The organism is Streptomyces sp. NPDC002838, assembly GCF_040295365.1.
Taxonomy (GTDB): domain Bacteria; phylum Actinomycetota; class Actinomycetes; order Streptomycetales; family Streptomycetaceae; genus Streptomyces.
In genome coordinates, this window is the sequence record NZ_JBEOVF010000001.1 from 80,669 (window position 1) to 105,183 (window position 24,515).

At 69.2% G+C, this 24,515-nt stretch carries 16 protein-coding genes and 2 pseudogenes; 5 read left to right on the forward strand and 13 right to left on the reverse strand.

Going from position 1 to position 24,515, the window contains the following annotated elements:
- Positions 1-18 precede the first annotated feature (18 nt).
- From ABT063_RS00365 to ABT063_RS00385, 5 genes and pseudogenes are all read right to left on the reverse strand, one after another.
- Positions 19-276, reverse strand: a pseudogene (locus tag ABT063_RS00365) (cytochrome P450); the annotation flags it as partial.
- 367 nt (positions 277-643) lie between these two features.
- Positions 644-838, reverse strand: a complete 195-nt coding sequence (locus tag ABT063_RS00370) for an MFS transporter (RefSeq protein ID WP_351054821.1) — start codon at positions 836-838, stop codon at positions 644-646.
- A gap of 61 nt (positions 839-899) precedes the next feature.
- Positions 900-1,039: pseudogene (locus ABT063_RS00375) on the reverse strand (IS5/IS1182 family transposase); the annotation flags it as partial.
- Positions 1,040-1,116: 77 nt separating this feature from the next.
- Positions 1,117-1,353 carry a hypothetical protein gene (locus ABT063_RS00380; protein ID WP_351054822.1) on the reverse strand — a complete coding sequence of 79 codons (237 nt, stop codon included), beginning with the start codon at positions 1,351-1,353 and terminating at the stop codon, positions 1,117-1,119.
- Between the two features lie 118 nt (positions 1,354-1,471).
- On the reverse strand, positions 1,472-1,864 hold the full coding sequence (locus ABT063_RS00385) for a hypothetical protein (RefSeq protein WP_351054823.1): 393 nt from the start codon (positions 1,862-1,864) through the stop codon (positions 1,472-1,474).
- Between the two features lie 87 nt (positions 1,865-1,951).
- Between ABT063_RS00385 and ABT063_RS00390 the strand changes: the two genes are divergently transcribed.
- Positions 1,952-2,641, forward strand: a complete 690-nt coding sequence (locus ABT063_RS00390; protein ID WP_351054824.1) for a TetR/AcrR family transcriptional regulator — start codon at positions 1,952-1,954, stop codon at positions 2,639-2,641.
- 52 nt (positions 2,642-2,693) lie between these two features.
- Here ABT063_RS00390 and ABT063_RS00395 read toward each other — a convergent pair whose 3' ends face one another.
- The 5 genes from ABT063_RS00395 to ABT063_RS00415 form a co-directional block, all read right to left on the reverse strand.
- Positions 2,694-3,602 carry a M56 family metallopeptidase gene (locus ABT063_RS00395; RefSeq protein WP_351054825.1) on the reverse strand — a complete coding sequence of 303 codons (909 nt, stop codon included), beginning with the start codon at positions 3,600-3,602 and terminating at the stop codon, positions 2,694-2,696.
- A complete protein-coding gene (locus ABT063_RS00400) occupies positions 3,599-3,982 on the reverse strand; it encodes a BlaI/MecI/CopY family transcriptional regulator (RefSeq protein ID WP_351054826.1) in 384 nt (127 codons plus the stop codon). Before ABT063_RS00400 ends, ABT063_RS00395 begins: the two co-directional genes overlap by 4 nt.
- A 76-nt stretch (positions 3,983-4,058) precedes the next feature.
- Positions 4,059-4,694: a TetR/AcrR family transcriptional regulator gene (locus ABT063_RS00405; protein ID WP_351054827.1), complete on the reverse strand. Its 636-nt coding sequence runs from the start codon at positions 4,692-4,694 to the stop codon at positions 4,059-4,061.
- Positions 4,695-4,722: 28 nt separating this feature from the next.
- Positions 4,723-6,105 carry a salicylate synthase gene (locus tag ABT063_RS00410; protein WP_351054828.1) on the reverse strand — a complete coding sequence of 461 codons (1,383 nt, stop codon included), beginning with the start codon at positions 6,103-6,105 and terminating at the stop codon, positions 4,723-4,725.
- Positions 6,106-6,212: 107 nt separating this feature from the next.
- Positions 6,213-7,838, reverse strand: a complete 1,626-nt coding sequence (locus tag ABT063_RS00415) for a (2,3-dihydroxybenzoyl)adenylate synthase (protein WP_351054829.1) — start codon at positions 7,836-7,838, stop codon at positions 6,213-6,215.
- 365 nt (positions 7,839-8,203) lie between these two features.
- Here ABT063_RS00415 and ABT063_RS00420 point away from each other — a divergent pair, with 365 nt between their 5' ends.
- The 4 genes from ABT063_RS00420 to ABT063_RS00435 all read left to right on the forward strand — a co-directional run bounded on the left by ABT063_RS00420 (position 8,204) and on the right by ABT063_RS00435 (position 15,636).
- On the forward strand, positions 8,204-12,898 hold the full coding sequence (locus ABT063_RS00420; RefSeq protein ID WP_351054830.1) for a non-ribosomal peptide synthetase: 4,695 nt from the start codon (positions 8,204-8,206) through the stop codon (positions 12,896-12,898).
- The gene (locus ABT063_RS00425; RefSeq protein WP_351054831.1) at positions 12,895-13,695 is read left to right on the forward strand and encodes a thioesterase II family protein; all 801 of its coding nucleotides are present in this window, start codon (positions 12,895-12,897) and stop codon (positions 13,693-13,695) included. The genes ABT063_RS00420 and ABT063_RS00425 overlap by 4 nt, the downstream gene beginning before the upstream one ends.
- 121 nt (positions 13,696-13,816) lie before the next feature.
- Positions 13,817-15,232 carry an amidophosphoribosyltransferase gene (gene purF, locus ABT063_RS00430; RefSeq protein ID WP_351054832.1) on the forward strand — a complete coding sequence of 472 codons (1,416 nt, stop codon included), beginning with the start codon at positions 13,817-13,819 and terminating at the stop codon, positions 15,230-15,232.
- A gap of 38 nt (positions 15,233-15,270) precedes the next feature.
- Positions 15,271-15,636 carry a BlaI/MecI/CopY family transcriptional regulator gene (locus ABT063_RS00435; RefSeq protein ID WP_351054833.1) on the forward strand — a complete coding sequence of 122 codons (366 nt, stop codon included), beginning with the start codon at positions 15,271-15,273 and terminating at the stop codon, positions 15,634-15,636.
- On the opposite strand, the gene ABT063_RS00440 is transcribed toward ABT063_RS00435, so the two are convergent.
- Genes ABT063_RS00440 through ABT063_RS00450 form a run of 3 tightly spaced genes read right to left on the reverse strand, consistent with a single transcriptional unit; the run spans position 15,616 to position 24,505 of the window.
- Complete coding sequence (locus ABT063_RS00440) at positions 15,616-19,650, reverse strand: type I polyketide synthase (protein WP_351054834.1); 4,035 nt, start codon at positions 19,648-19,650, stop codon at positions 15,616-15,618. The genes ABT063_RS00435 and ABT063_RS00440 overlap by 21 nt on opposite strands.
- Positions 19,647-23,645 carry an SDR family NAD(P)-dependent oxidoreductase gene (locus tag ABT063_RS00445; protein ID WP_351054835.1) on the reverse strand — a complete coding sequence of 1,333 codons (3,999 nt, stop codon included), beginning with the start codon at positions 23,643-23,645 and terminating at the stop codon, positions 19,647-19,649. Before ABT063_RS00445 ends, ABT063_RS00440 begins: the two co-directional genes overlap by 4 nt.
- 11 nt (positions 23,646-23,656) lie before the next feature.
- Positions 23,657-24,505 (reverse strand): LLM class F420-dependent oxidoreductase, encoded by an 849-nt coding sequence (locus ABT063_RS00450; protein ID WP_351054836.1) that lies wholly within the window; start codon positions 24,503-24,505, stop codon positions 23,657-23,659.
- Positions 24,506-24,515: the final 10 nt, after the last annotated feature.

Below are 24,515 nucleotides of genomic sequence, written 5' to 3' on the forward strand. Positions count from 1 at the left end.
GACCAGTCCCCCCGGGGATCATCCGGCCACGGGCGTGAAGCGCACCGGCAGGGACTGCGGCCCCCGAGTGAAGACACCCTGCTCCACAGGGTCGAAGCCGTCGGCGAACCGCACGTCCGGCATGGCGTCGAGGAGCCGGCCGACCCCGATCTCGACCTCGGCCTTGGCAAGCAGGGCCCCGACACAGAAGTGCCGGCCGAGCGCGAAGGCAAGGTGATCGGCGGCGGCCGAGAAGGCGGTCGTCGTCAGGTCGTCGCGGAAGATGTCGAAGCGATCCTCTCGCGATGAGCAGTCCCGAGGCGGCCAGCATGACCACACTGCCGCCGGCGAACGACCGCCGGGCGAAAATCACGAGCCGTACGAGCAGCTCACGCACTCGGCGCTTCACCGCCACGAAAGCGACCGCCGACAGCACGGCACCGATCAACGGCAGCCAGGCGCCCGGCGCGTCGAAGCCGTGGTCGCGGGCCTGCACCAGCCCGTGGACGAGCAAGCCAGGCCCAGCGGTGAGGGTGAGCGCGCCCACGAGGTCGAGGGAGCCGCCCGCGCCCGAAGGAGCCACCAAGGCACGGGATCTGCCGAGCAGGGCCGGGACGCCGAAGAACGCGACCAGCCCCACCGGCACGTTGATGAAGAACACCCGCTACCAGCCGGGCCCGGAGACGAACACTCCGCCGAGCAGCACGCCAACGGCGGAGCCTGCACCACCGATCGCGGCCCACACCCCCAGCGCCTTGTTTCGGTCGGACCCATGGAAGATGGCCGTGACAAGTGCCATCGCGGCCGGTGACATCAGCGCCGCGCCGACGCCTTGGACTGAGCGGGCGGCGATCAGCATTCCGCCACCGGCCGCAAGCCGGAGGCTATGGAAGCGGCAGTGAACACCATCAGTCCCGCGAGATGATGGCCGCGAACAGCGTCTCATCAGCCGTGTTCGCTGTTCCGCCGCCCTGCGGCCACGCCTGTTGCTCCGGAATCAGCGGCTTGGCGATCTCCCATAGCCCTCCGGCACGATCCATCCCCACCGCCCACTCCCCATGCCAAGCACAACCGGCAACTGACCATGCGGGACACGGTCTTAGGGGATAAGGGCTCCCGCGGGGACCTCGCTATAGCTCACCCGAAGGAGTCCATCGCCCCTTCCAGTTCCTTCAGGCCGGGCATGTCGGCGCCGTGGGTGACTGCGGAGCCGAAGAGTCGCCCTCGGCGAACCGGGTTGCCTCCCGGCGCGGTTGACCGCGCGCCGTCGATGTTGGCCTGGTCGCCCAGGCTCTTGGCGGCCGCCTGCTCGATGTCGAACGGCATGGCCTCGGCCGCCGCAATACGGCACCGCACCGCTCTTCCTTCGGTCACCTCCTGTTGTACCCGCCATCAGGAGGAAGAGACGGCGCTCCGTTCCGGCGCTCCGCACGAGCCCGTCCCCTGCGACGGACGGCGAGGACAAGGGCGGTGAGCCCTGCGATGACCCACATCAGAGGACGTCCTTGGCGAGGCAGTCGTGGAGCCAGACTCGGGCCGCTTTCGGGCCGTCGACGGCTGTGGTCGGACAGCCCCACACCGTTGTGCCGGACTGGATCACCTTGGAGTGCCGAGCCTGCTCCTCGGCGGACAGTACGAACGCCAGACCACGACAGTGTTCAGCGAGTCCGGGGCGCAGTTCCCGCACCGCACGGACCTGCTGGGCCGCATCCGGAGCGCCCCCACCGCGCGGAGCATCAGGCGGCATCTGCACCAGGGCGGCAAAGGGTTCGCCTCGGTGGAGCGCCGCACTCAGGGTGCGTACCACGAGCGAACGGGCCTCGCCGTGCGGTAATTCGGCGGCACTGATCTCCAACAACGGCCAGCCCGACCATTCGACGGACATGGATCTCTCCTCTGACTCGATATCAGGTTAGGCAAACCTAAATCTTGCGGACATGCGTCCGCAAGATGTTCAAGTACGGTTCTCCGCATGGGTTCTGCCGGTGCCGAAGACCCCGAAGCCCCGGGCACATCGCCGGGCCGCCGCGCCTGGGGCAGTCTGAGCCGTGCGCAGATCGTGGCCGCCGCTCTGGAGATCGCGCGCAAGGAAGGCATGCATGCGCTGACGATCCGGCGGCTCGCGTCCGACCTCGGCGCCTCGCGTATGGCGCTGTACCGGCACGTGCCGGACAAGAACGGGCTGGTCGATCTCGTGATGAACGCCGTCGCCGAACAAGATGTCGTGCCGCCGGACATCGACGAGGGTCCTTGGCAGGAGCGGCTGCGGCGGCTCGCCGACGGCATGCGCCGTGAACTGGCCGCCTATCCCGGTCTCGTCGACATCCTCATGACTCGTGCCAACCACGGACCCGGCGCACTACGGCTGGTCGAGACCGTGCTGGGCATCCTCGCCGACGCCGGACTCGACGAGCGCCGGGCGGTCCGCCACTACGTGCTCTTCATTGACCTGGTCCTCGGACGGCTCCACCGTGAACTGCTCGGCGATCCCATAGATCACCACCGCACCGCCAGCCTGCTGGCTCTGGCCAAGGAGGTCGGCGAGTATCCGCGTCTTCGCGCCGCCGATCCCTACCTGCGCGAGGTCACGTCCCGGCAGGTCTTCGACGACGAGATCGCCATGCTCATCCTAGCCATCGAGTCCTCTGCCCGCGAGGCGTAACGCGGGCCTTCCCGCCCTACAGCCGAGGTTCCGTCCCGCAGGACAGCCGGCATCAACACCCGCCCACCCACGCCCAAGTGGCGATCAGGGCCGACGAAGCAACCGTGGACAGAAAGCCACCCATGGCCGCCACAGCCTGTCGTCCCCCACTCGCGGGAGCCCTGCGCAGTCGGCGGATACGTTCACTGGCGCCTTCGGCGCCCGCCTGCAACGCCCCCACGCCGAGCGGCATCGCGACCAGGACGGACAATGCCGTGGCCACCGTCTCCGAGCGGCACCGACGGGACGCATGGTCGTCCGCGGCCAGTTCGATGAGCCGGGCCATGGCAGGGCGGGCCAGGCGGAACAACGGCACGTGCGGGAACGCCCGGGCGAGCGAAGCCGCCAGAGCTGCCATCAGGTGATGCCGACCGCGCAGGTGAGCCTGCTCGTGGGCTATGACGGCGGTCACCGTGCCGGGCGGCAGCCGTCGCAGCGCACCCGAGGTGAGCACCACACGACCTCCCTTGGTCGGTACGCAGTAGGCGGCCGGCGCCGTGTGCTCCAGGATCACGGCGGGCAGGTCCCCGAGTGGACGGGCCAACAGGTCGAGTGCGTCCACGTGGTCGCGCCACCCCCTGCGCAGCCGCCAGAGCGTACCCGTGCCGACGATGACGCCGCGCAGGACGACCACCGCGGCGCTCAGGGCACCCGCTACGCACAGGATCACCACGAGGTGTCCCGCCAAGGCGTCCAGGAGCCGTGTGCAGCACCAGACGAAGTCGGCGGCATGCCACCGCACGTGTCGCGCAGTCAACACTCCGAATGCCACCGCTCCGGCCGAGACCGCCACCACGAGCCCCGCCCACAGCGCCATGGCGGCACGAGGGAGACGCGAGACCCATGTGGCCCGAGACAGCACCAAGGGAACCCAGGTCGCGCACAACACCAGATAGCCGGCCAGCAGCGCGAGGCGGATCATGTGTCGGAGTCGTCCGCGGCAGGGAGATGGTGCAGCAGGGCGGAGCGCAGCGCCGTCGATCCCTCCGAGCCGAGCCCTTCGATGAAGTGAAGGAGAGCGACCTCCGGGTCTGCGCTCTTCCCGAGTACCTGCGTCATGAGACGGGCGACGCAGGCGTCCCGAGCCTCGACGGGTGCGTAGACGTACTGTTTCCCGGACTTGCTGCGGTCCAGCCAGCCCTTGCGGAACAACTTGTACATGGTGGTCATGACCGTGGTGTACGCGAGCGGCTGCGCCCTGGCGGAGTTGATCTCCTCTGCCACGTCGCGAACCGTGACCGGTTCGTCGCTGGACCAGATCCGGTCCATCACCTCAGCCTCGAGACTTCCCAGGTTCCACATCGCCCGTCCTCCCCAGCGCGCGCTGCGATCATAGCGACGGGTGCGAGCCCGGTTCGCTCCCAGATGCCGGTTCTCCCTAGGGCTCGGGCTTCCTGAGCGTGGCGAGCAGAGTGCGCTCAAGTACGGACGCCGCCTCTCCAGCCTTCAGACGCCGTGCCCTGGTCTCCCCGGCCGCAGTATGGAGCAGGCTGTAGAAGACGGTGACCAACCAGGTGCGGGGCAGGTCGGTACGGAAGAAGCCCTCTTCCTGGCCGCGGGCGATGAGACGGTCGACGCGGTCGAGCACCTTGCGGTGTTGTCGGCGTCGGCGTGGCTCTCCAACGAGCCCTTCGGAGGCGGTCACCAGGAAGGAGTGCTGGTCAAGGATCCGCCAGCAGGAACGGACCATGCGGACCATGCTCTCGTCGGCGGGACCGTTGTCCAGCTCTTGAGCCTCGAGGGCCTTGTCCGCCTCGCTCACCGAGTAGGCCAGGACCGCCTCGAACAACTCCTCGCGCGAGGGGAAGTGCGCGTACAGCGTCACCCGGCTGACTCCTGCGGCGCGGGCGACGGCTGTCATGCTGGCGTTCGGGTCCTCGCGGAAGCACTCGAGCCCGGCGGCGACGATCGAGTCGATGCTTCGCTCCGCGTCGGCGCGCCGCCGAGGCGCCCCGCCGGAGGCCGTCCGCGCCGCACCGCCGTACTGCGCGTTGCGACTGGGAGTCATAGGCATGGGGGGAGGGTACGCCACGGCCCCTTCCTCATCCAGAACTGCTGCCCTTGGCCTGAAACGCTGCGGTCACCGCGCCGTCCGCCGGGACGAGATGCCGGGAGACGCTGCGCAATTTCTCACAGGTCTCCTCGAACTCACGCTCGGGGCGGGACTCGCCGACGATGCCGGCTCCGGCACGAAGCCACGTACGCCCCCGACTCCGGTACACGGTGCGCAGCACCAGGGCGGCGTCCAGATCGCCCTCGCTGCTCACCATCAGGACCGCGCCGCTGTACAGACCTCGGGGTTCCGGCTCGTGACGGCGGATCAGGTCGTACGCGGCCGGCTTGGGCACGCCGGACGCGGTGACAGCCGGGAAGACCGCGGCCAGGGCCGGCCAGGGTCCCTCGGTGCGCTCGGCGAGACGGCCGGTGACACGTGAGGCGATGTGCTGGACGCTGCCCCGCTGCTTTACGTCCATCAGCTCCTCGACCCGTACCGACCCAGGGGCGCAGACCGCGGTCATCTCGTTCCACGCCACCTGCACCGATATGGCGTGCTCGTACACCTCCTTGGCGTCTCCGAGCAGTTCGACCCGCAGCTGTGCGTCTTGGGGCGCGTCCCCGGTCAGCGCACGGGTACCGGCGAGCGGCTGAGTGGAGACGGCGCCGTCGGCGGCGACCTCCACGACCGTTTCCGGACTGAACCCGGCGGCTTCGACCCCGCCGAGACGCAACAGGAAGGAGCGGGCCGGGTTGTTGGCCCGCCGTCCTGTCACATACGTGCCGACCAGGTCGATTTCCTGCTCCACCTCGACGGTCCGGGAGAGGATGACCTTGTGCAGTTCACCGCTGCGGATGGCCGACACCGCGGCGGACACAGCCGCCTGGTACGGCTCCCGTCCGCCGCCGGAGATGTCCACGGAGAACGCGGGGGCGGGCGCCGGGTCGGAGGCTGCGTCGGCCAGGAGGCTGCGGACCTTGTCTGCCATGGCCGGGTCGGTACATCGGATCAGTGCTTCACCCGAGCCGAAGCGCACCTCCACCGCGGGGACGACGAGATGCAGTAATGCGTCGCCGCCCGACGGGACCTCTTCATTTGCCCGGTCGGCGAGCGCGTATGACAGCTCGAACGACGCCCAGCCGTATGCACGCCAGCCGTTGAGCGGCAGGCAGCCGAGCAACTGGTGTACCTGGCGAAGCGGTTCGTCTGCACATGGCACTGAGGCGCGTTCCGTACCCGCTCGGAAGTCAATGAAGTCGCGGAAGACCGTGACTTCCGCTTCGGCTCCCCCCGCGTAGCACCACTCGCCCTGTCGTTCGTACACCACGTACTGCTCGTGCGGTCCGCGGCGGGCGAGGCGGGCTGCGTGGAGCATCGGGTCGCCCGGAACCGGCACGGTGAATTCGAAGTAGCGCTGCCGTTCGGCCATGGGTGTCCTCGAGGTTGAAGGTGATCTGGTCGGGTCGGAGCACGCCGACGGGCGGGAACCCCCAGGGGCCCCGCTCCGGGATCGCCGGAGCGGGATCCGCCCCGGGGTTACCTAGGGCGGAGGTCCGCTGCCGTCGCACCGGAGTCGGGCGCGACGGACCGGGCAAGTTCGCGTTTGTCGACCTTGCCCACGCTGGTCAGCGGGAAGGAGTCGCAGATCCTCACCACGTCTGGGATCTTGTATGCGGCCAGCCCTCGGCTGTGCAGGAAGGCGGCCATGTCGGGCACGTCGTCGCACCCTTCACGCAGGAGAAGGCAGGCGCAGGTTCGCTCGCCGAGATACGGGTCGGGAACAGGCACCACGGCGGCGTCGAGGACCGCGGGGTGAGCCCGCAGATGGTTCTGCAATTCATCCGCGGAGACCTTGTCTCCGCCTCGGTTCACGAGGTCCTTCTCCCGGCCCTCGACGACGAGTCGGCCTTCCGGGGTGAGCCTCACCAGGTCGCCGGTGCGGTAGTAGCCGTCCGCGGTGAAGGCCCGGAGGTTGTGCGTGGGCGCGCGGTAATAACCGCGCAACGTGTACGGGCCTCGGGTGAGCAGGCTGCCGACGGCGCCGGGCGGGACGTCTCGGTCCGCCTCGTCCACGATCCGTATCTCGTCGTCGGGGCAGAGTGGGAGGCCTTGTGTTGTCGCGACGGTCTCCGCGTCGTCGCCCCGGCGGGTGTAGCTGAGCAGGCCTTCCGCCATGCCGAAAACCTGCTGGAGTTGGCAGCCGAGGGCGGGGCCGATGAGCCGGGCCGTGTCCGGGGAGAGCCGGGCACCGCCCACCTGAAGGAGCTCCAGGCTGCTGATGTCTGCGGTATTCCACTGGACGGCCTGGGACCACAGAGCGGCCAGGGGTGGCACGACTGCGGTGACGGTCGCCTTGAACCGTTCGATGGCTGCGAACGCGGTCTCGGGACTGGGTGAAGGGCACAGCGCGACCGCCCCGCCGGCGTGGAGCACGCCGAGGACGCCGGGGCAGGCGAGCGGGAAGTTGTGGCCGATGGGCAATACCGCGAGGTAGACGCTGTGCTCGTTCAGCGCACAGACTTCGGCACTGGCACGGAGGTTGTAGAAGTAGTCGTCGTGGGTGCGCGGGATCAGCTTGGGCAGCCCGGTCGTGCCGCCGGAGACCAGCAGCAACGCCGGGTCGCTCGCCCGGGGCGCGGGCAACGACCGCGGGGCAGCGTCGATTTCGCGCAAGGGAGTGTGCGCCCCCGGCTCTCCGGCGACCAGCACATGGCGCAGTGAAGGAGCCTTCGCGCGCACTTCGTCGGCGAGCCCGCGGTAGTCGAAGCCGGTGTCCGGATCCGTGTCGGGAATGACGTAGGCGACGGCGTCGGTGCTCCGGCAGAGGTGAACGGCTTCGCTGCTGCGATAGGCGGGCAGCCCAAGCACGGGCAAGGCACCCAGGCGGAACAGAGCGAACAGCAGCGACAACATTTCGGGGACATTGGGAAGTTGGACGACCACCCGGTCCCCGGCGCGGATGCCCAGTCCGGCCAGTCCGGCGGCGAGCCGGTCACTGCGCTCGTCGAGCTCGGCGTAGCTCCACACCAGGTCACCGTAGAGCAGCGCGGCGGCATCGGGGTGCTCACGCGCACCATCGCGCAACAAGTCGCCCAGCGGCCGCCCCTGCCAGTAGCCGGCATGGCGATACCGTTCGGCGAATTCAGCAGGCCACGAAACCACGTCCACAGGATTCACGCCCCTAAAATCGAGATTTTCAGGGATCCAACAACTCTTACTGAGCCGTAAAGAATCTGTCTTCCACAAAGACCCAAGTCAATAAATAATTGACCATGAAAGAGTAAAGTAAAGGTCAAGTTTGGTTTTATTTTGGGCCAGTTTGGGGGGATTCGTCGGTCAATTACGACATACCCCTACCGGGTACTACTCCTTTGAGTACCTCCCTTCCGCCGAACGCACATGGTGATTTACGTTGAGTCGGCAGAAGTAGCTTCGAAGGCAACGACCTGAATCCTGTTAATTTCTCACACCCGCCATCCAAAAAATCGCCGGTAAATCAGTCGGCGAGGCCCGGAGAGAGGACAGCGATGACGCACCCCGCACCCGCTGTGGAGCGCCAGATCCGCGAGGCCGTGTCCGAAGTGCTCGGCCTGCCGCCCGACGCCGCGGCGGAGACGGACAACCTGATCTCGCACGGGCTCGACTCGATCCGCACCATGGCCCTCGTCGGGCGCTGGCGCTCGGCCGGAGCCGAGGTCGACTATGCGGAACTGGCAAAGGAGCCGACCATCGGCGCCTGGACGCGGCTGTTGACGCAACGGCTCTCCGATACCGGGACCGCGGAAGCGGACCGATGTACCGGCGGCCCGGCCGATACCGTGACGGACGAGGCGGCTGCCTTCCCCCTGACACCGGTGCAGCAGGCGTACTGGATCGGGCGGACGGACGGCCAGTCGCTGGGCGGCAACGGCTGCCACGCGTATATGGAGTTCGACGGCCTGGACGTACGGGCCGATCGCCTCGAGTCCGCCGTGCGGGCCCTCGTCGCTCGACACGGAATGCTCAGGGCTCGCTTCCTGGAGGACGGAACCCAACGAGTCGCGGCTACCTCACCGTGGCCGGGGCTCACCGTGCACGACGTGCGGACATTGCCCCGGGCAGCGGCGGACGAAGCCCTCGACCGCGTCCGGGAGCAGCTCTCGCATCGGCGGTTCGACGTGGCCGCCGGTCATGTCTTCGACGTCCACCTGTCCCTGCGTCCCGGCGGTGCCACACGTATCCACTTCGGGATCGATCTGCTCGTTGCCGATGTCCTCAGCATCCAACACCTGCTCGCCGAGATGGCGCTGTACTACACCGAACAGCCCGATGTGTCCGCTTCTTCGCCGACCGAGCTGACGTATTCCTTTTCCCGCTATCTCACCGACCTCGCCGCGCAGCGGAGTTCGGCCAGGGAAAAGGCCCGCGCCTACTGGCGGGACCGGCTCCCCGAGCTACCAGGCGGCCCCGCGCTGCCGCTGGCCGTGGACCCGGACCAAGTGGAGCGGCCCAGGTTCACTCGCCGCCTGGCGCGGCTGGCGCCCGACGCCTGGCAGGGATTCACCGAACGGGCCCGGGCACACGGAGTCACGCCCGCCATGGCCCTGGCCGCCGCCTACACCGAGGTACTCGGTGCCTGGAGCGCCCAGCAGCGCTTCGTATTGAATCTCCCTCTCTTCGACCGGCAGCCCGTGCACCCCGAAGTGGGCAGCCTGGTCGCCGACTTCACCAATCTCGTCCTGGTGACCGCCGACACCTCGGACGGAGGGCCGTTCATCGATCACGCCCGGCGGCTCCAGGCACAGTTCCAGAGCGATGTGGCACACGCCGAGTACTCCGCGGTCGAGGTGCTGCGCGACCTGGCGCGTGCCCGGCCCGGAGAACGGGCATCCGCTCCCGTCGTGTTCGCCAGCAATCTCGGCTCCGCGTTCGTCGACGAGCGGTTTCGGAACACGCTGGGTGAGTTCGGCTGGATGATCTCTCAGACCCCGCAGGTGTGGCTCGACCACCAGTTGTACGAGGACGCCGAGGGATTGCTGCTCGCCTGGGACGCAGCCGAAGAACTGTTCCCGGACGGCCTGCTGGACTCCATGTTCAGCGCGTACGAGCAACTCGTCGGGGCCCTTGCCACCACGGACGGTGCCTGGTCCTCCCCCGTCCCCGCGCTCCTGCCCGCGCAGCAGCGCGCCACCCGCGAGCGCGTCAACGACACCGGTGCCCCGGAGACAGGACAACTGTTGCACGACGCCGTGGTCCGGGCGGCGCAGTGTTGCGGCCAGCACATCGCGCTGCGCTGGGGTGTCGACGGGCGGATGAGCTACGACGAACTCCTGCGCCGCGCCCTCGCCGTGGCCCGCGAGCTCCGCACCCGGGAACTGCGGGCCGGTGAGCCGGTCGCCGTCATCCTGGACAAGGGCTGGGAGCAGATCGTCGCCGTTCTCGGCATCCTGCTCGCCGGCGGCGCCTATCTCCCCGTGGACACGAATCAGCCGCCGGCCCGTCGGGATGTCATGCTCGCGGACGCCGGAGTACGTGAGGTGCTCACCCACTCCCGGTCGGCGGCCCTCGAGGAATTCCCCGCCACAGTGCACACCATCAAGGTCGACGCCCTCACACCCGCTACCCCCGGGACGGCACTGCCCGAGCCGACGGCGAGCGGCGACGATCTCGCGTACGTCATCTACACCTCGGGCTCGACCGGTCGCCCGAAGGGCGTGATGATCAGTCATCGGAGCGCGGTCAACACCGTCGCGGACATCAACCACCGGTTCAAGGTCACTGCCGAGGACCGTGGACTCGCCCTCGCCGCCCTGGGGTTCGACCTTTCCGTGTACGACGTCTTCGGCCTGTTGGGTGCCGGAGGCTGCCTCGTCCTGCCGGCCCCGGAACGCCGCGGCGATCCCTCGCACTGGGCAGAGCTCATCGGCCGACACCGCGTCACCGTGTGGAACTCCGTACCGGCCCAGCTCCAGATGCTCCAGCACTACGCGGAGAGTGAGCCGACGATCGACCTGGCCTCACTCCGGCTCGCCCTGATGTCCGGGGACTGGATACCGGTGACTCTCCCCGATGCCGTACGCCGTCGTTGCCCCGGGCTCGAACTCATCAGCCTCGGTGGTGCCACGGAAGCGGCGATCTGGTCGATCTACCACCCCATCGGTGAGGTACCCGCCAACTGGCGCAGCATCCCGTACGGCACACCGCTGGCCAACCAGACCTTCCACGTGCTGGACGCGGCCCTGCGGCCCCGCCCCGAACTCGTACCGGGCGAGCTGTGGATCGGAGGCGTCGGCGTCGCCATGGGCTACCTGGGCGACGAACAGCGCACCGCCGAGCGGTTCGTCACCCACCCCGCCACCGGGGAACGCCTCTACCGCACCGGCGATCTGGGCCGCTATCTCCCGGACGGCAGCATCGAGTTCCTCGGCCGTGAGGACACCCAGGTGAAGGTGCGCGGGCACCGGATCGAACTGGCCGAGATCGAGGCGGCGTTGCTCGCACACCCGGACGTCGGGGCCACCGCTGTCGTCGTCGATGGCACGAGCTCCGCGAACCGACGCATCGCCGCCGTGGTGACCGGCAGTCGCCGCAAGGAACCCCTTACCGCAGCCCAAGAGGCCCGTGTGCTGGCTGGGGTCGCCCATTCCACGGGTGCGCGAGCAGCCGGACGAACGGAGCTCACGCACCTTGAAGCGGAGCAGCGCCGGCTGAACCGGACAGCGTTCACCGCCATGGCGGCGGCCCTGCGCACCTTGGGGGCTTTCCCGCCCGGTGCCGAGCCGCCGACGGCGGAGCAGGTTCTGCGACGCGCGGGTGTGCCGCCCCGCTTCCACCGTGTCGTGCGCCGTTGGCTCGCGGCGCTGGAAGGCGAGGGCCTGGTACACCGCGACCCGGACACCGGACGCTACCGAGATCTGCTGCCGGCCGATGCCGAGATCCTCGCCGACGAGCTGCACCGACTGGAGACCCAGGGTTGTGAACCTCTGTGGACCGCGCCCGTCCTTCATCTGCTCACTGTGAGCATGCGACGGCTTCCTGAACTGTTGCGCGGCGAGCTGGATCAGGTCCGACTGCTGTTCCCTGACGGCGAGTTGGAATCCGCGCGGACGCTGTACGCGGACAACGCGATCATGCGGTACCTCAACCGTGCCACCGCAGGCCTCGCTGCGCACCTCGCCGCCGAGGCCGCTCCCGGACGCCCCTTGCGCATTCTTGAAGCCGGGGCCGGGGTCGGTGCGACGACGGACCAGATGATCTCAGTGCTGCCCGCGGCCGCAGGGGCTCCGGGGATGGAGCCCGACTACCTCTTCACCGACGTGTCGCACTTCTTCCTCAACGAGGCACGCAGCCGGTTCGCCGCACATCAGTGGCTGCGCTACGGCCTGTTCGACTTCAATGCCGACTACCGCGGCCAGGGTTTCCGGCCGCAGAGCTTCGACATGATCGTGATCGCCAACGCGCTCCACAACGCCCGTGACATCGACGCGGTGCTCGGAAGGCTGCGGGAACTGCTCGCTCCTGGCGGCTGGCTGGTCTTCACCGAACTCACCGTGGACCGCCCAGACTTGATGACCTGGATGGAGTTCCTCATTCAGCTCGACGGTACGGCACCGGACACGGAGGGAGACTTCGAAGACCGGCGGCGGGGTCGCGACCAGACCTTCTTCGGCGTGGACGAGTGGCGCACTCTGCTTGCCGAGGCCGGGGCGCAGGCCGTGGTGATACTCCCGGAGGACGGCGCCGAACTCGCCTTGTTCGGCCAGCATCTGATCGCGGCCACCTTCAAGCGGGACAGGGCCGGCATCGATCTGGAGGACCTGCGCGAGCATCTGTCCGAACAGCTCCCCGAGTACATGATCCCTGCCCACATCGAGATGGTCGAGGAGTTGCCCCTCAGCTCGAACGGCAAGGTCGACCGCAAGACCGTGCTCTCCTGGGTCGCCGACGGCCGCCAAGAGGACGCGGTGCGCTCGGCACCCCCGTTGGACGAGCTGGAACGGCGGCTGGCCGGCATATGGGCGGAACTGCTCTCCGTAGACGCGGTCGCCCGCGACGACAGCTTCTACGAGCTCGGCGGGGACTCCCTGCTCGTCGCCCAGTTCATTGGACGGCTCCGCCGGGAGCTGCCGGCGGCCGCGGCGTTCTCCTTCGACGAACTGCTGCGGACCATGGTGCGTCGTCCCACTCTGGCCGCGGTCGCGGAGCGGCTGCGGCAGACGGACGGAGAGGTGGCGGACCGATGAACCGGACGACACCCGGGGCCACCGGCCTCGCCCAGGAGTGGCTGCGCAGCCCCCGTCCGCGACGCCGGCCGCGCCTCCGGCTTGTCTGCTTCCCGCACGCGGGGGGATCGGCCCGCTTCTTCTACCCCTGGCTGCGTGAACTCCCTGTGACAGTCGAGCTGCTGGCAGTTCAGTACCCGGGACGCGACGATCGTCTCGACGAGCCCGTGCTGGACCGGATGGACTTGCTGGCCGACCCACTCGCCGAGGCCGTCGCCGAGGTCGCCGACGTACCGCTGGTGCTGTTCGGACACAGCATGGGTGCGTCCGTGGCCTTCGAAGTGGCACGCCGCCTCGGCAGCCGGTCCTCCGATCTCGTACGCCACTTGTTCGTCTCGGCACGGCCGGCCCCCTTCTCCACCGACCCCGCTCTCGGACAGCCGCGTGACGACGACACCTTGGTCGGGGAATTGGCCCGGCTCGGCGGGACGGATTCAACGCTGTTCGACGATCCCGAAATCCGCGCCACGCTCCTGCCCGCCATCCGCGGGGACTACCGGCTGATCGAGACCTACCGCTACCGGGCGGGCCCTCCGCTCACCTGCGCCACGACAGCCGTGGTGGGGAGCCACGACCCTGAGGTCCCCAACCGTCTCGCCGAGGGGTGGCAAGCGGCCACCACCGGCACGTTCACGCTGCGCGTCATGCCGGGCGGCCACTTCTACCTGACCGAGCGCAGGTCCGAGCTGATCGCCTACGTGCTCACCACGCTCGGCATGCGAGGCGGTCACAAAGGTGGCCACGCCTCGACCCCTTGACCCGGACCACGCTCACCGCACTCAGCTCATGCCTGAGAACCGGACCACTTCATGGAGGACGCATGAGCGGGCTCGACAGCGACGGATACAAGAGCGGGCCCACGCCCGAGGGCGGTTCCCGGTGAACGATCCGCTCGCCAAACCCCGCGAGGCGTGCGGTGTCGTCGGCGCCTGGGGCCCGGCCACGCCGGTCGTGCGCACCATGCTCATCGCCCTCCAGCACCGCGGGCAGCAGAACGCCGGCATCGCCATCTGCCGAAGCTCCGGCATCGAGTGCCGGACCGGGTCCGGCCGGGTGACGGACGTCTTCCCGGACCCCGACCCACGTGCACTGCGGGGCGGGGCGGGGGCCATCGGACATGTGCGGTACGCGACTTCGGGCGGCGAGGGACCCGACGACGAGCTGGCTCAGCCCATCGTGATGGACGCCGGCGCGAGCGGCACTCTCGCTCTGGCGCACAACGGCACGCTCATGAACACCGACGAGGCCCGTGCGGAGCTGGGCGTCTCCGCCGGTGCCACCGACACCGCCGTCCTCGGTCGGCTGCTCTCGGCGGTCATGGAGAACGGCGACATGACCTTGTCCCAGGCACTCCACGAGGTACTGCCACAGGTCACCGGCGCGTACTCGCTCGTGCTCACTGACGGCCGTCGGATGTACGGGGTCCGCGATCCTCAGGCGTTTCGGCCCCTGTGCCTGGGCCAGCTCGATGACACCTGGCTGCTGGCCTCGGAGTCCGCCGCCATCGCCGCGGTCGGCGGCACATTCGTCCGCGAACTGGAGCCCGGCGAGGTCCTGGAGGCCGATGCCGACGGTATTCACAGCAGCCGTCTCGATGTGCCGGGGGCTCGACGCGCCTCGTGTGTGTTCGAGCATGTGTACTTCGCCCGAGCCGACTCCCGTATCGGCGGCCGGAGCGTGTACGAGGCGAGGTACGCGACCGGGCGAGCGCTGGCAGCGTACGCACCCCCGCCACCGTCCTCGGACGTGGTGGTGGCCGTGCCCGACACTGCCCGGGTCGCGGCCGACGGATACGCCTGGCAGGCCGGACTTCCCGCCGTACAGGGGCTGTTGCGGCACGAAGGCGTGGGCCGCTCCTTCATTGCCGGCGACCAGGCGGGCCGCGAGGCCGCCGTCCGCCAGAAGCTGTCCGCCGTGCCTGCCGCCGTCGCGGGACGCGAGGTCGTCCTCGTCGACGACTCGCTGGTCCGGGGCACCACCATGACCGCGGTGGTGGCCATGCTCCGAGCGGCCGGGGCGCGCGCCGTCCATCTGCGGATCGCGTCCCCGCCGCACCGCTGGCCGTGCTTCTACGGCATCGACACCGGACGCGGGGACGCGCTGCTCGGCGCGCAGGTTCGCCTGGACCGGGTAGCCGGGCATCTCGGCTGCGACAGCGCGGAGTTCCTGCCGTTGGAGTCCCTGCTGGACGCGGTCGGCGGAGATCCGGACACCTACTGCACCGCCTGCCTCGACGGCCGGTTCCCCACCACGGTGGACCTTCGAGACGGGGCCTTCCTACAGCAGCAGCGATGACACGACTCGCGCCCACACCGACCAACCGGAGGGAACCGATGGGTACTTCACTGCAGATCCAAGTCCTCAATCTCCTCTCGGCGGCCGGACGTCCGATGCAAGGACGCGAAGTGCAGGAGCAGCTCAACAAGGAACGGGAGGACCGGCTCGCCTACACCACTGTCCTGACCGTGCTGACCAGGCTGGTGAACAACGGTGCCGCCGCCCGACACCGCAATGGGCGGCATTACGTCTACCACGCCACCTGCCGTGACGAGGTGGGCCTGGCCGTACGAAAAGTGCTCACCAGTTTCGGGACCGACGCGGTCGCCCACTTCGTCGACCAGGCGTATGCCGATCCCGCACTGCGGGCGGAACTACGCCTGGCCGTCGACGGATCGGCGCTACTCCGCGAATCCTCCTAGCGTCGCGAGAGCACGGTCACGCAGGCGCTGCACGGTCCCCTCCGCGCAGCGCGCACCGTCCCACCACCAGTCAATGTGGATCCTGCCGGACTGCCGGTAGGTGCGCACATCGAGCGCGTGACCGCGAGCCAGGGCGGGCTCGCCGAGTGGGAGGTCACCCAGTGGCACGGCTTGTAGGGGAGTCCGGCGGGTGGTGGCCGTCCCCTCCTTTCGCACCCCGCCGTCGGCGAACGTCACGTCCGCCGCAGACAGCCGTCGCAGGGCCTCGGCTGTCTGAGGGTGGAGATGACGCAGTACGCCGTAGTGCACGCCGTGGAACGGAATGCTCTCCAACGCCTCGCGCGTATCGCTCAGCAGGCGCGTCCTGTCGTTGCGGTTCGCGCCAACGACGAGCGGATGCGCGGAGGTGCAGCGGCCCACGGTCCGGGTGAGATCGATGCCGGGGAACTCGCCGTTCCGCGCGGTGTCCATGACGTCGATCAGCACGCCCTCGCCGTCCGCCTCCTCGGCGAGCGCCGCGGACACGGCTGCGAGCACCAGCGTGGCCGACCCCATGCGCTCCCGCCTCTGGACAGCCCGAAGCGAACCCGTCAGTGATACGTCGACCGTGCTGCGCAGTAGGCGGACGGGCCCTCGGGCTCCCGGCGCGCCCGGGACGTTGCCGTCTCCGGATGCAAGTGCCGGCCGTGCGCCCGCCCGGCGCATCAGGTCCAGCCAGAACGGGCGCTCGAGCAGCACGGCGTCGTCGAGCGCCCAGGTCGTCAGACAGTCGGACCAGGTTTGCCAAGTGGTGCTGACGGCAGGCAGGTTCACCGGTCGTCCGGCAAGCAGCTGGCGGCAGGCGGTAGTCACGTCCTCGGCGAGCAGGCGCTGTGAGGTGAGGTCGATCGCCGTGGCGTGAACCAGGAGCACGATGTGGCGACTGCCCTCCGTCCCCCCGTCGATGAGTACGGCCTCCACGGCGGCACGCCTTCCGGGAGCGCGAAGGCGCCGAGCCTCGGCAGCGGCGGCGTCAATCATCGCGGCAAGGTCCGTGGGGCCGTCCTCTTCCCACGGCATGACGATCAGCACGGGGCCGTCCAAGTTCGCCCTGTGGTGCTCCCACATCCCGGACCGCTCGACCAACTCCATCCGAAGCGCCTCGTGATGGTTCACCGCCCGGAGCAGCGCTTCGTCGAGGACGTCCTGGGCAACCTCGTCACCGACCCGGAACACCAGGGGAACGTCCAGGTCCGGCAGGACGCCGGGGTCAGCGGTCAGCTCCAACTGGGCGGGAGTCAAGGAGAGTGCCTCGGCGGCGGCCACCGGTGGGCGAGGAGAAGCTGCCGTCGCCCGGGGCGTCGAACCGGTCGCGTCGGGGTCTACCGCATCGGTCAACGACCGCAGCGTGGGGTGCTGGAACATTGCCCGGGGGCTGAACCGCAGTCCTGCCGAGCGCGCGCGGCCGGCGATCTGCGCGGCCATCACCGAGTCCCCTCCGAGCAGGAAGAAGTCGTCGTCGGGCTTGATCGAGTCGATTCCGAGGACGTCGGACCAGAGGGCGGACAGGACCTGCTCCGTCGTACCTGCCGCGACGTCGGGTTCCGCAGCTGCCGGGGCGCTGCCGTTCGTCGTGTCCCCTTGGATCGCCGCTGGTGTTCGTGCGTACGTCGAGTCCAGCCAGTGCCGCTCCCGCTGGAACGGATATCCGGGCAGAGCGATTCGGCGGCGTCCGGAACGCATCGGTGTCCAGTCCACCGGCGCTCCGTGCGCCCACAGTTGCCCCAGGGCGCCCAGGAAGACCTCCACGTCGTCAACATCCTCATCGCGGCCGCGTAGGAGGTGGAGCTCTGCACGCCCTTGGTGCCTCGGTCCCGCATCGACGAGCAGGTAGTTCCTGTCGGCCAAGGCGGTGTCCAGTGCCACGTCCCAGCGCACAGGCGCGCTGGGACGCTTGGACCACCGGCCGGCGTCTGTCGCCTCGTCCGGGGGCAGCCACTTGCCGGTCTCCACCGAGAGAAGAGGCAGCGTCGGCGCCGTCAGTGTCAGGTCCGCAGGCTCTCGCCCGGCGACGATCCGCACGGCATCCGCGAGGTTCATCACTCCTGCCAGTGCGGCAGCGACGTACTCACCGACGCCTCCGCCGGCGACCGCGGTCGGGCGCACCCCCCATCCCTCCAGGGCGCGGGCCATCGCGTATTCCACGCAGAATGTCCGCGCTTCGGTCGCCTGTGGGTGCTGCGACGATCCCGCGGAGTCCGAACGGAGAGCGTCCGAGAACTCGGTGCCGAGCTCTTTGGTGAACAACTCCGCGCAGTGGTCGAAGGGTTCCGCGAACAGTGGTTCATCCTCGTACAATCCCGAGGCCGTTGGTGCCTGGCTCTCGTCCGCTCCCGAGAACAGCAGCAGCACGGCGGGCGCTTCGCCGGTCGCCCCGCTGTCGGTGACCGGACCTGCGGCTTGCAGCGCCGTCGCGGCTTCCTGTCCGTCACGTGCGACGACGGCGCGGCGGTAGCGGAACGCCCGGCGACCGTCCGCGAGGGTCAGCGCTGTGTCCGCCAGGTCGGAGTCGGGCCGCTGACCGAGGTGCGCCGCGAGACGCTCACCCGACTCGGCGAGGGCGCGTTCGGTACGCGCGCTCAGCACCAGTACCTGTGGTTCGGAGCGCACGGATGACACATCGCGCTTCGGCGCTTCCTCCAGCACCACGTGCACATTGGTGCCGCCCGCGCCCAGCGAGGTCACCCCGGCAAGCCGAGGCCGGTCGCCGGGCCAGTCGGTCAACTCAGCTTGTATTCGGAACGGGCCTCCTGCCAGCTCGAGTTCGGGATTGGCCTCGGTGAAGTGGAGCGTGGGCACCAGGGTTTGGTTCTCCAGACACAGAACGGCCTTGATGAGGCCGACGACTCCGGCCGCCGTCTCACAGTGCCCGACGTTGCCCTTCACCGAGCCGAGCGCGCACCAGGGCCCATCGGGCTGCTCGCCGAACGCTCTGCGCAGGGCGGCGACTTCCACGGGGTCGCCGAGCGCGGTGCCGGTACCGTGCGCCTCCACGTATCCCACGTCGCGCGGGTCCACCCCCGCCACGGCAAGAGCTTCGCGGACCACTGCCGCCTGCATTTCGACGCTGGGTGCGGTGTATCCCATCTTGAGCGAGCCGTCGTTGTTGACGGCGGAACCCCGGATGACGGCCCGGATGTCGTCACCGTCGGCGAGGGCGTCGCTCAGCCTCTTGAGCGCGACCACTCCCCCACCGCTGGTGAAGACCGTCCCGCCGGACTTCGCGTCGAACGGCCGACAGTGACCGTCCGGGGACATCACCGAGTCGAGATCTCGAAGGTAGCCGACGCGGTGCGGCACCTTGACGGACATGCCACCCGCCAGCGCCATGTCGGACTCGCCGCACAGCAGACTCTGGCAGGCGAGGTGCACGGCGGTGAGTGCGCTGGAACACGCGGTCTGCACGCTCAGTGCCGGGCCGTGGAGGTCGAAGGCGTGTGCGATACGTGTCGCGTAGAAGTTGACGTCGTTCGCCGACCACAGGGACATCTGGGCCGAGGACGAACCGGCACCCAGCAGCGTGCGCAGATTGTGCCGGGACAGTACGTGATACGGGTAGTAGCCGCAGGCTGATCCGGAGACGAACACCCCGATGGAGCCCCCGTGGCGTGCCGGGTCGCACCCGGCGTCTTCCAGCGCGTGCCAGGAGCATTCGAGCAGCAGCTTCTGTTGCGGGTCCATCGTGGCCGCGAGGCTGGGTGGGAATCCGAAGAACTCCGCGTCGAATTCCTCGATCCCCTCAAGCGTTCCGGCACGCCGCATATAGGTGGGATCGCTCAGCACGGAGTCGGGTACGCCCTGGCGGCGGAGTTCGGCATCGTCCAAGGTCTCCAGGCACTCCCTGCCCTCCCGTAGGTTGCGCCAGAACTCTGCGACCGTGCGCGCCATCGGGAAGCGTCCGGCCATTCCGATGACCGCGATGCCTTCAAGCGGTTCTTCGGCCATGTCCGTGTCCTGCGGGGGTCCGACGTTCACTGAGGCTTCCTCCTTCGTGCCTGCTGTGCCGTGCGCATACGACGGCTCCGGGTTCGCTGTTCGGCCTGACCGGTGGCAGGTTCCGTCGGCTTTCCCGCCATGTCGGTGAGACCGGCGACGATCTCGGTGGCCAGTGCGGTCACGCTCGCCCCCTGAAGAAGACGGGAGACGGGGATGTCGAGGCCGAAGTCGTCCCGTACGGCGTTCTTGATCCGCACGGCGGCCAGGGAGTCGAGCCCCAGGTGGACGAGGGGTGTGCCGAGCGGCAGCCTGGTGGTCTGATGGCGGAGCAACGGGCGGATCCGCTCGGTGAGCCACCTGGTCACCGCATGCTGCACCGCTTCGTGGCTCATTCCCTGGAGTCGGTGCCGGTCGAACTGAGCCGTGTTCGCCCGGTCCTGTGCCCGTCCCGCGACGATCCGCGCGAAGTAGGACGAGCCGCGAGTCTCGGGGAAGACCGTCGAGAAGTCGCGTCCGAGCCGGACGACGCCTGACTGGGTGTAACCGTGAGCCAGGAGTTCCTCCAGCGCGGCGAACGCCTCCCGTGGGCGTATTTTCCCGAGCCCACTGACCCTCGACTCCCGGGCTCCCCCGATCTCGGCCCAGGGTCCCCAATTGACGGAGAGCGCGGGGAGCCCGTGCGCGTGCCGCCACCAGGCGATCGCGTCCAGGCAGGCGTTGGCGGCGGCGTAGTTGGCCTGACCGGGGGCATCCAGCAGTGCGGCGGACGATGAGTAGCCGATCCACCAGTCCACGCCGTCCTCCGGTGTGGCGAGGTGCAGCCGCCAGGCGCCGACCGCCTTCGCAGACCACACCCGCCGGATGCGTTCCGCGTCGAGGTCGGTCACCAGGGCGTCGTCGAGTACGCCGGCGGCGTGGACCACTCCGCGGACCTGGGCACCGGCTTCCGTCACCCCGCGCATCACCAGGTCCGCGACGCCCGGTTCCGCGATGTCACCGAGGACGACCACAACGCGGGTGCCGGTGGCTCGGATTTCCTCGATGCCGCGGGCAGTGTCGGGGCCGGGAACGGAGCGCCCGTTCAGCACGACGCATCCGGCGCCTCGTTCCGCCAGCCAGCGAGCGGTGGCAAGGCCGAGTCCCCCGGTGCCTCCCGTCACCACATAGCCCCCTGCCGGCCGCACCAGCGTGCGCTCCGATGCGGCGGGGCGACCGGCCGGCAGCGGATTCAGACGGGCGACGTGACGCACACCGCCCCGCCACACCACCTCGTCGTCCGCCGCGGCGGAGCACAGTTCCCGTACCAGGTGGACGGGGTCGGGTTTCGGGTCCAAGTCGATCAGAGTGGGCCTCAGCTCGGGCCGTTCGGCGCGCAGCGACCGGGTCAGTCCGACCAACCCGCTCTGAGCCAGGTCGAGGGGAATCTCGCCGGTGGGCGGGCATGCACCGCGCGTGACCGCGTACAACCGGGGTGCTGCGGCCGCCTCTGAACGGCGAGCCATCCCTGCGGCGAATCGCATCATGGACAGCAGGCGCTGGTCGGCGCCGACCAGCGCATCGGAGCCGTCCGAGGCGGTCTGGCCGGTCTCCCAGCCGAGGAGTACTACGCCCTGTACGGCCGGTGCACCAGTCTCGGTCTCCAGAGTCCACGCCGAGAGATCCGAGCTGTCGACCAGCGTCGACCGGATGCCGGCACGCTTCATCTGGGTGAGCAGTTGTGCGCGGAAGTCCTCTTCCTCGTTGCCGCCGTACACCAGCCAGGTGCCCGACGGTGGTGGCCCGGCCTCAGCCGACAGGGGTACTGGTTCGTACTCCAGCGTGTAGAGCAATCCGTCCGTGGAGGCGGGGAGGGCGTCCTCGTCGATGTGCCGAAACGCCACACCCTGAAGTTCCGCCACGAGCAGCCCGTCCTCGTCGTACACCTCCAAGTCGGCCATGCAGCCACGGTCGTCGGTTCGGACTCGGGCTCGGCACATGACGTCGTCGCTCAACTCGCCGGTCAGCCTCAAGCTGCCGATGCCTTCGGGGAGGCAGGCCCGGCCGGTGTCCCGTACCAGGGCCGTGGCCACTCCGTGCAGACAGGCGTCGAGCAGGGCGGGATGGAAGCGCATGCGGGGATCGGGCTGCGCGGCAGCCGGACGGCTCACCCTGGTGAGGGTGAGGTCCCCGGTGACCGAGAGCGCGGTGAGGCCGGCGAACGCCGGACCGTGGTTGAGACCGGCGCCCCGCAGCTGAGGGTAGACCTCGGTGGGGCTGAGGAAAGGACCGGACAGGGCCTTCGGGTCCAGGGTGTCCGTGTCGTCTGGTTCCCGTGTCCGGACGGCGACCTTCGCCGTCGCGTGGACGATGTCCGCGTCTCCTTGCCGGCTGGTGATCTCCACCTCTCCCTCGCCTGCCCCGGTTACGGCCAGAGACGTGGTCACGGTCGCCGGTGAGGCGAGGGGCAACAGCCTCCGGAAGGCGACATCGGTCAGGACGATGTCCTCTGGTTTCGCCTCGAACGCGACACATGCCGTGGACAGTGCCATCTCGCAGTAGCCGGTCCCGGGAAGGAGCGGCAACTCGTCGAGCCGGTGGTCGGCCAGCCAGGTGAGGCGCGAGGTGTCGAGGGTCGTCTGCCAGATGTGTCGAGCCGGCGTGCCGGGCAGCCGGACGTGCACCCCGAGCAGTGGGTGGGTGCGCTCGGCCGCGACGGCGATGCGGCCGGTCACCGGTTGACGCTGCCCGTGGTCCCAGGGGGTCGTCGGAAGGTCCACGAGGCGGCCCGACGGATGTAGCCGCGCCCAGTCCACCTCAAGGCCCCGGCAATGTGCCCGGGCGAGTCCGAACAGTATGGCGGATCCTGCCGATTGCCCTCTGCGCAGGGATTCCCAGACGGCGGCGCCGCTCACCTCGGTGTCGGCCAGGGTGTCAGACAGGGACCGTACGGCGACAGGGTGCGGGGCCACCTCGATGAAGGTGCGCAGTCCGTCCGCCGTGGCGGCGTTGACCGCGTCGAGGAGCCGCACCGGACGGCGGACGTTGGCCGCCCAGTAGGCGCCGTCGAAGGCCGGTGTGGAGCGGGGGTCCGGCAGGGTCGTGGAGTAGAAGCGGACGGAGGGCGTCGTGCCGTTCACATCCGAGAGGAGCTCGGTCAGCTCTGGTACAACGCGGTCGGCGAACCTGCTGTGCCCGGCGGCATGGCCTCCCCGTACGGGAAACGTGGCGATGCCGTCCGCCTCGCAGGCGGACAGGAACTCCTCCATGATGTTCCCGTCGCCCGCCACCACGGTGGCTCGCGTCGAGCTGTAGACGGCGATTTCGAGATCGACACCGGCGCTCAGGCGCCGCTCCACCTCCTGGGCGGGCAGCTCCACGACGGCGGTGGCGCCGAGTCCGAACATTCGGCGTTGCATGACCTCGGAGCGCCGCAGAATGACGTGCGCCGCATCGGCGAGGGGCAGCCCGCCGCTCACCACGGCGGCGGCGAGTTCCCCCATCGACTGCCCCAGGACCGCGGCCGGCCTGATGCCGTACTCCTGCCACACAGCGGCGAGCCCCACCTGCATGGCGAAAAGCGCGGGCTGCACGAACGAAGCGTCGGTCCGGGAGAGGTCGGTCCTCGTCAGCAACTCGCGCAGCGAACCGCGCCCTTCGGCACGGAAGACGGGGTCCAGTTCGTCCAGCACGGCGGCGAAGGCCGGTTCCGCCACCAGACCACCACCCATGCCGTCCCATTGAGAGCCGTATCCGGAGAAGACGAAGACCACATCCGGCGACGCCTGTCGCGGTGCCTCCGCAGCGGCGATGCCTTCCCCACTCTCGCCGGCCGCGAGCGTGCGGAGCCGATCCATGAGCTCCTGGCGGTCATGGGCCAGAACCGCGCCCCGCACGGGGAGGTGGGGGCGACGCCGGGCCAGCGTGTAGGCCACATCGGCGAGGGCGGCGTCGGCCCCAGGGCCCGTGAGCCAGTCGGCCAGATCCGCGGCCCTGGCTCGCACCCCCTTCAGGGATCGGCAGGACAAGGGAAAGAGCAGCGGGCGCGCGGCTGACATCTCATCACTCATCACAAGTACTCAGCCTGTTCGCTCAGTTCCGTATACCAGTCGAGGAGTGGCAGCACGTCCTCCCGCTCGCCTGGAGGCAGTGTGAAGACGCACCGGCTGACGCCCGCCTCCACGCATCGGGCGACAGCCTCTTCCTCCGGCGGAACCTCCACGACCGTGACCGGAACCGGTCCGAGCCCCAACTCGGCGGCCTGCTCGTTGAGCAGGGCGATTCGCTCGGCCAGGCCCTCACCCTCCAGGCCGTACATGGGCATCCATTCCGCCCGAGCCGCTGTCACGCGGTCCAGTGCCCTGGTTCCGGTCAGCCCCATCAGGATCGGCGGATGCGGTCGTTGCACCGGCTTCGGCAGCGAGACGATGGGGTCGAACTTGACGAACTCTCCGGCGAACGAGGCCTCGTGGTCGGCCCAGATGGTCCGCATGACCTCCAGGTATTCCATGAGGCGCGCGGTCCGGGTCGCGGGGTCAACCCCGTGGTTGAGCAGTTCCTCGCGTACCCAGCCGGTGCCCACGCCGAACAGGAACCGGCCCTGGGAGAGCACGTCGAGGCTGGCCACCTGCTTGGCCAGGATGATCGGATCACGCGTCGGAACCTCGCAGATTCCGGTGCCGATCAGCAGCCGGGAGGTCGAGGCGGCGATCGCTGACAGCGCCGCGAACGGGTCGAGGCCCTGCATCGCTTCGGGGATGACCGGTCCGCCGTCAGGCCGTTCGCTTTCGATGCGTACGGGCATGTGCGTGTGCTCCGGTACGAAGAGGGAGTCGAAGCCGCGCTCCTCCGCCTGGCGTCCGAGTTCTCTCGGGTCGATGGAGAAGTCGGTGATGACGGAAAGCAGTCCGAACTTCATGAACACCTCG

Bases quoted from the DNA above. Each gene is read 5' to 3' on its own strand.
- ABT063_RS00425 (WP_351054831.1), top strand. From the start codon at position 12,895: ATGAACCGGACGACACCCGGGGCCACCGGCCTCGCCCAGGAGTGGCTG.
- ABT063_RS00435 (WP_351054833.1), top strand. From the start codon at position 15,271: ATGGGTACTTCACTGCAGATCCAAGTCCTCAATCTCCTCTCGGCGGCC.
- ABT063_RS00400 (WP_351054826.1), bottom strand. From the start codon at position 3,982: ATGTGGAACCTGGGAAGTCTCGAGGCTGAGGTGATGGACCGGATCTGG.
- ABT063_RS00450 (WP_351054836.1), bottom strand. From the start codon at position 24,505: ATGAAGTTCGGACTGCTTTCCGTCATCACCGACTTCTCCATCGACCCG.
- ABT063_RS00410 (WP_351054828.1), bottom strand. From the start codon at position 6,105: ATGGCCGAACGGCAGCGCTACTTCGAATTCACCGTGCCGGTTCCGGGC.
- ABT063_RS00405 (WP_351054827.1), bottom strand. From the start codon at position 4,694: ATGCCTATGACTCCCAGTCGCAACGCGCAGTACGGCGGTGCGGCGCGG.
- ABT063_RS00395 (WP_351054825.1), bottom strand. From the start codon at position 3,602: ATGATCCGCCTCGCGCTGCTGGCCGGCTATCTGGTGTTGTGCGCGACC.
- ABT063_RS00420 (WP_351054830.1), top strand. From the start codon at position 8,204: ATGACGCACCCCGCACCCGCTGTGGAGCGCCAGATCCGCGAGGCCGTG.
- ABT063_RS00385 (WP_351054823.1), bottom strand. From the start codon at position 1,864: ATGTCCGTCGAATGGTCGGGCTGGCCGTTGTTGGAGATCAGTGCCGCC.
- ABT063_RS00370 (WP_351054821.1), bottom strand. From the start codon at position 838: ATGCTGATCGCCGCCCGCTCAGTCCAAGGCGTCGGCGCGGCGCTGATG.
- ABT063_RS00390 (WP_351054824.1), top strand. From the start codon at position 1,952: ATGGGTTCTGCCGGTGCCGAAGACCCCGAAGCCCCGGGCACATCGCCG.
- ABT063_RS00445 (WP_351054835.1), bottom strand. From the start codon at position 23,645: ATGTCAGCCGCGCGCCCGCTGCTCTTTCCCTTGTCCTGCCGATCCCTG.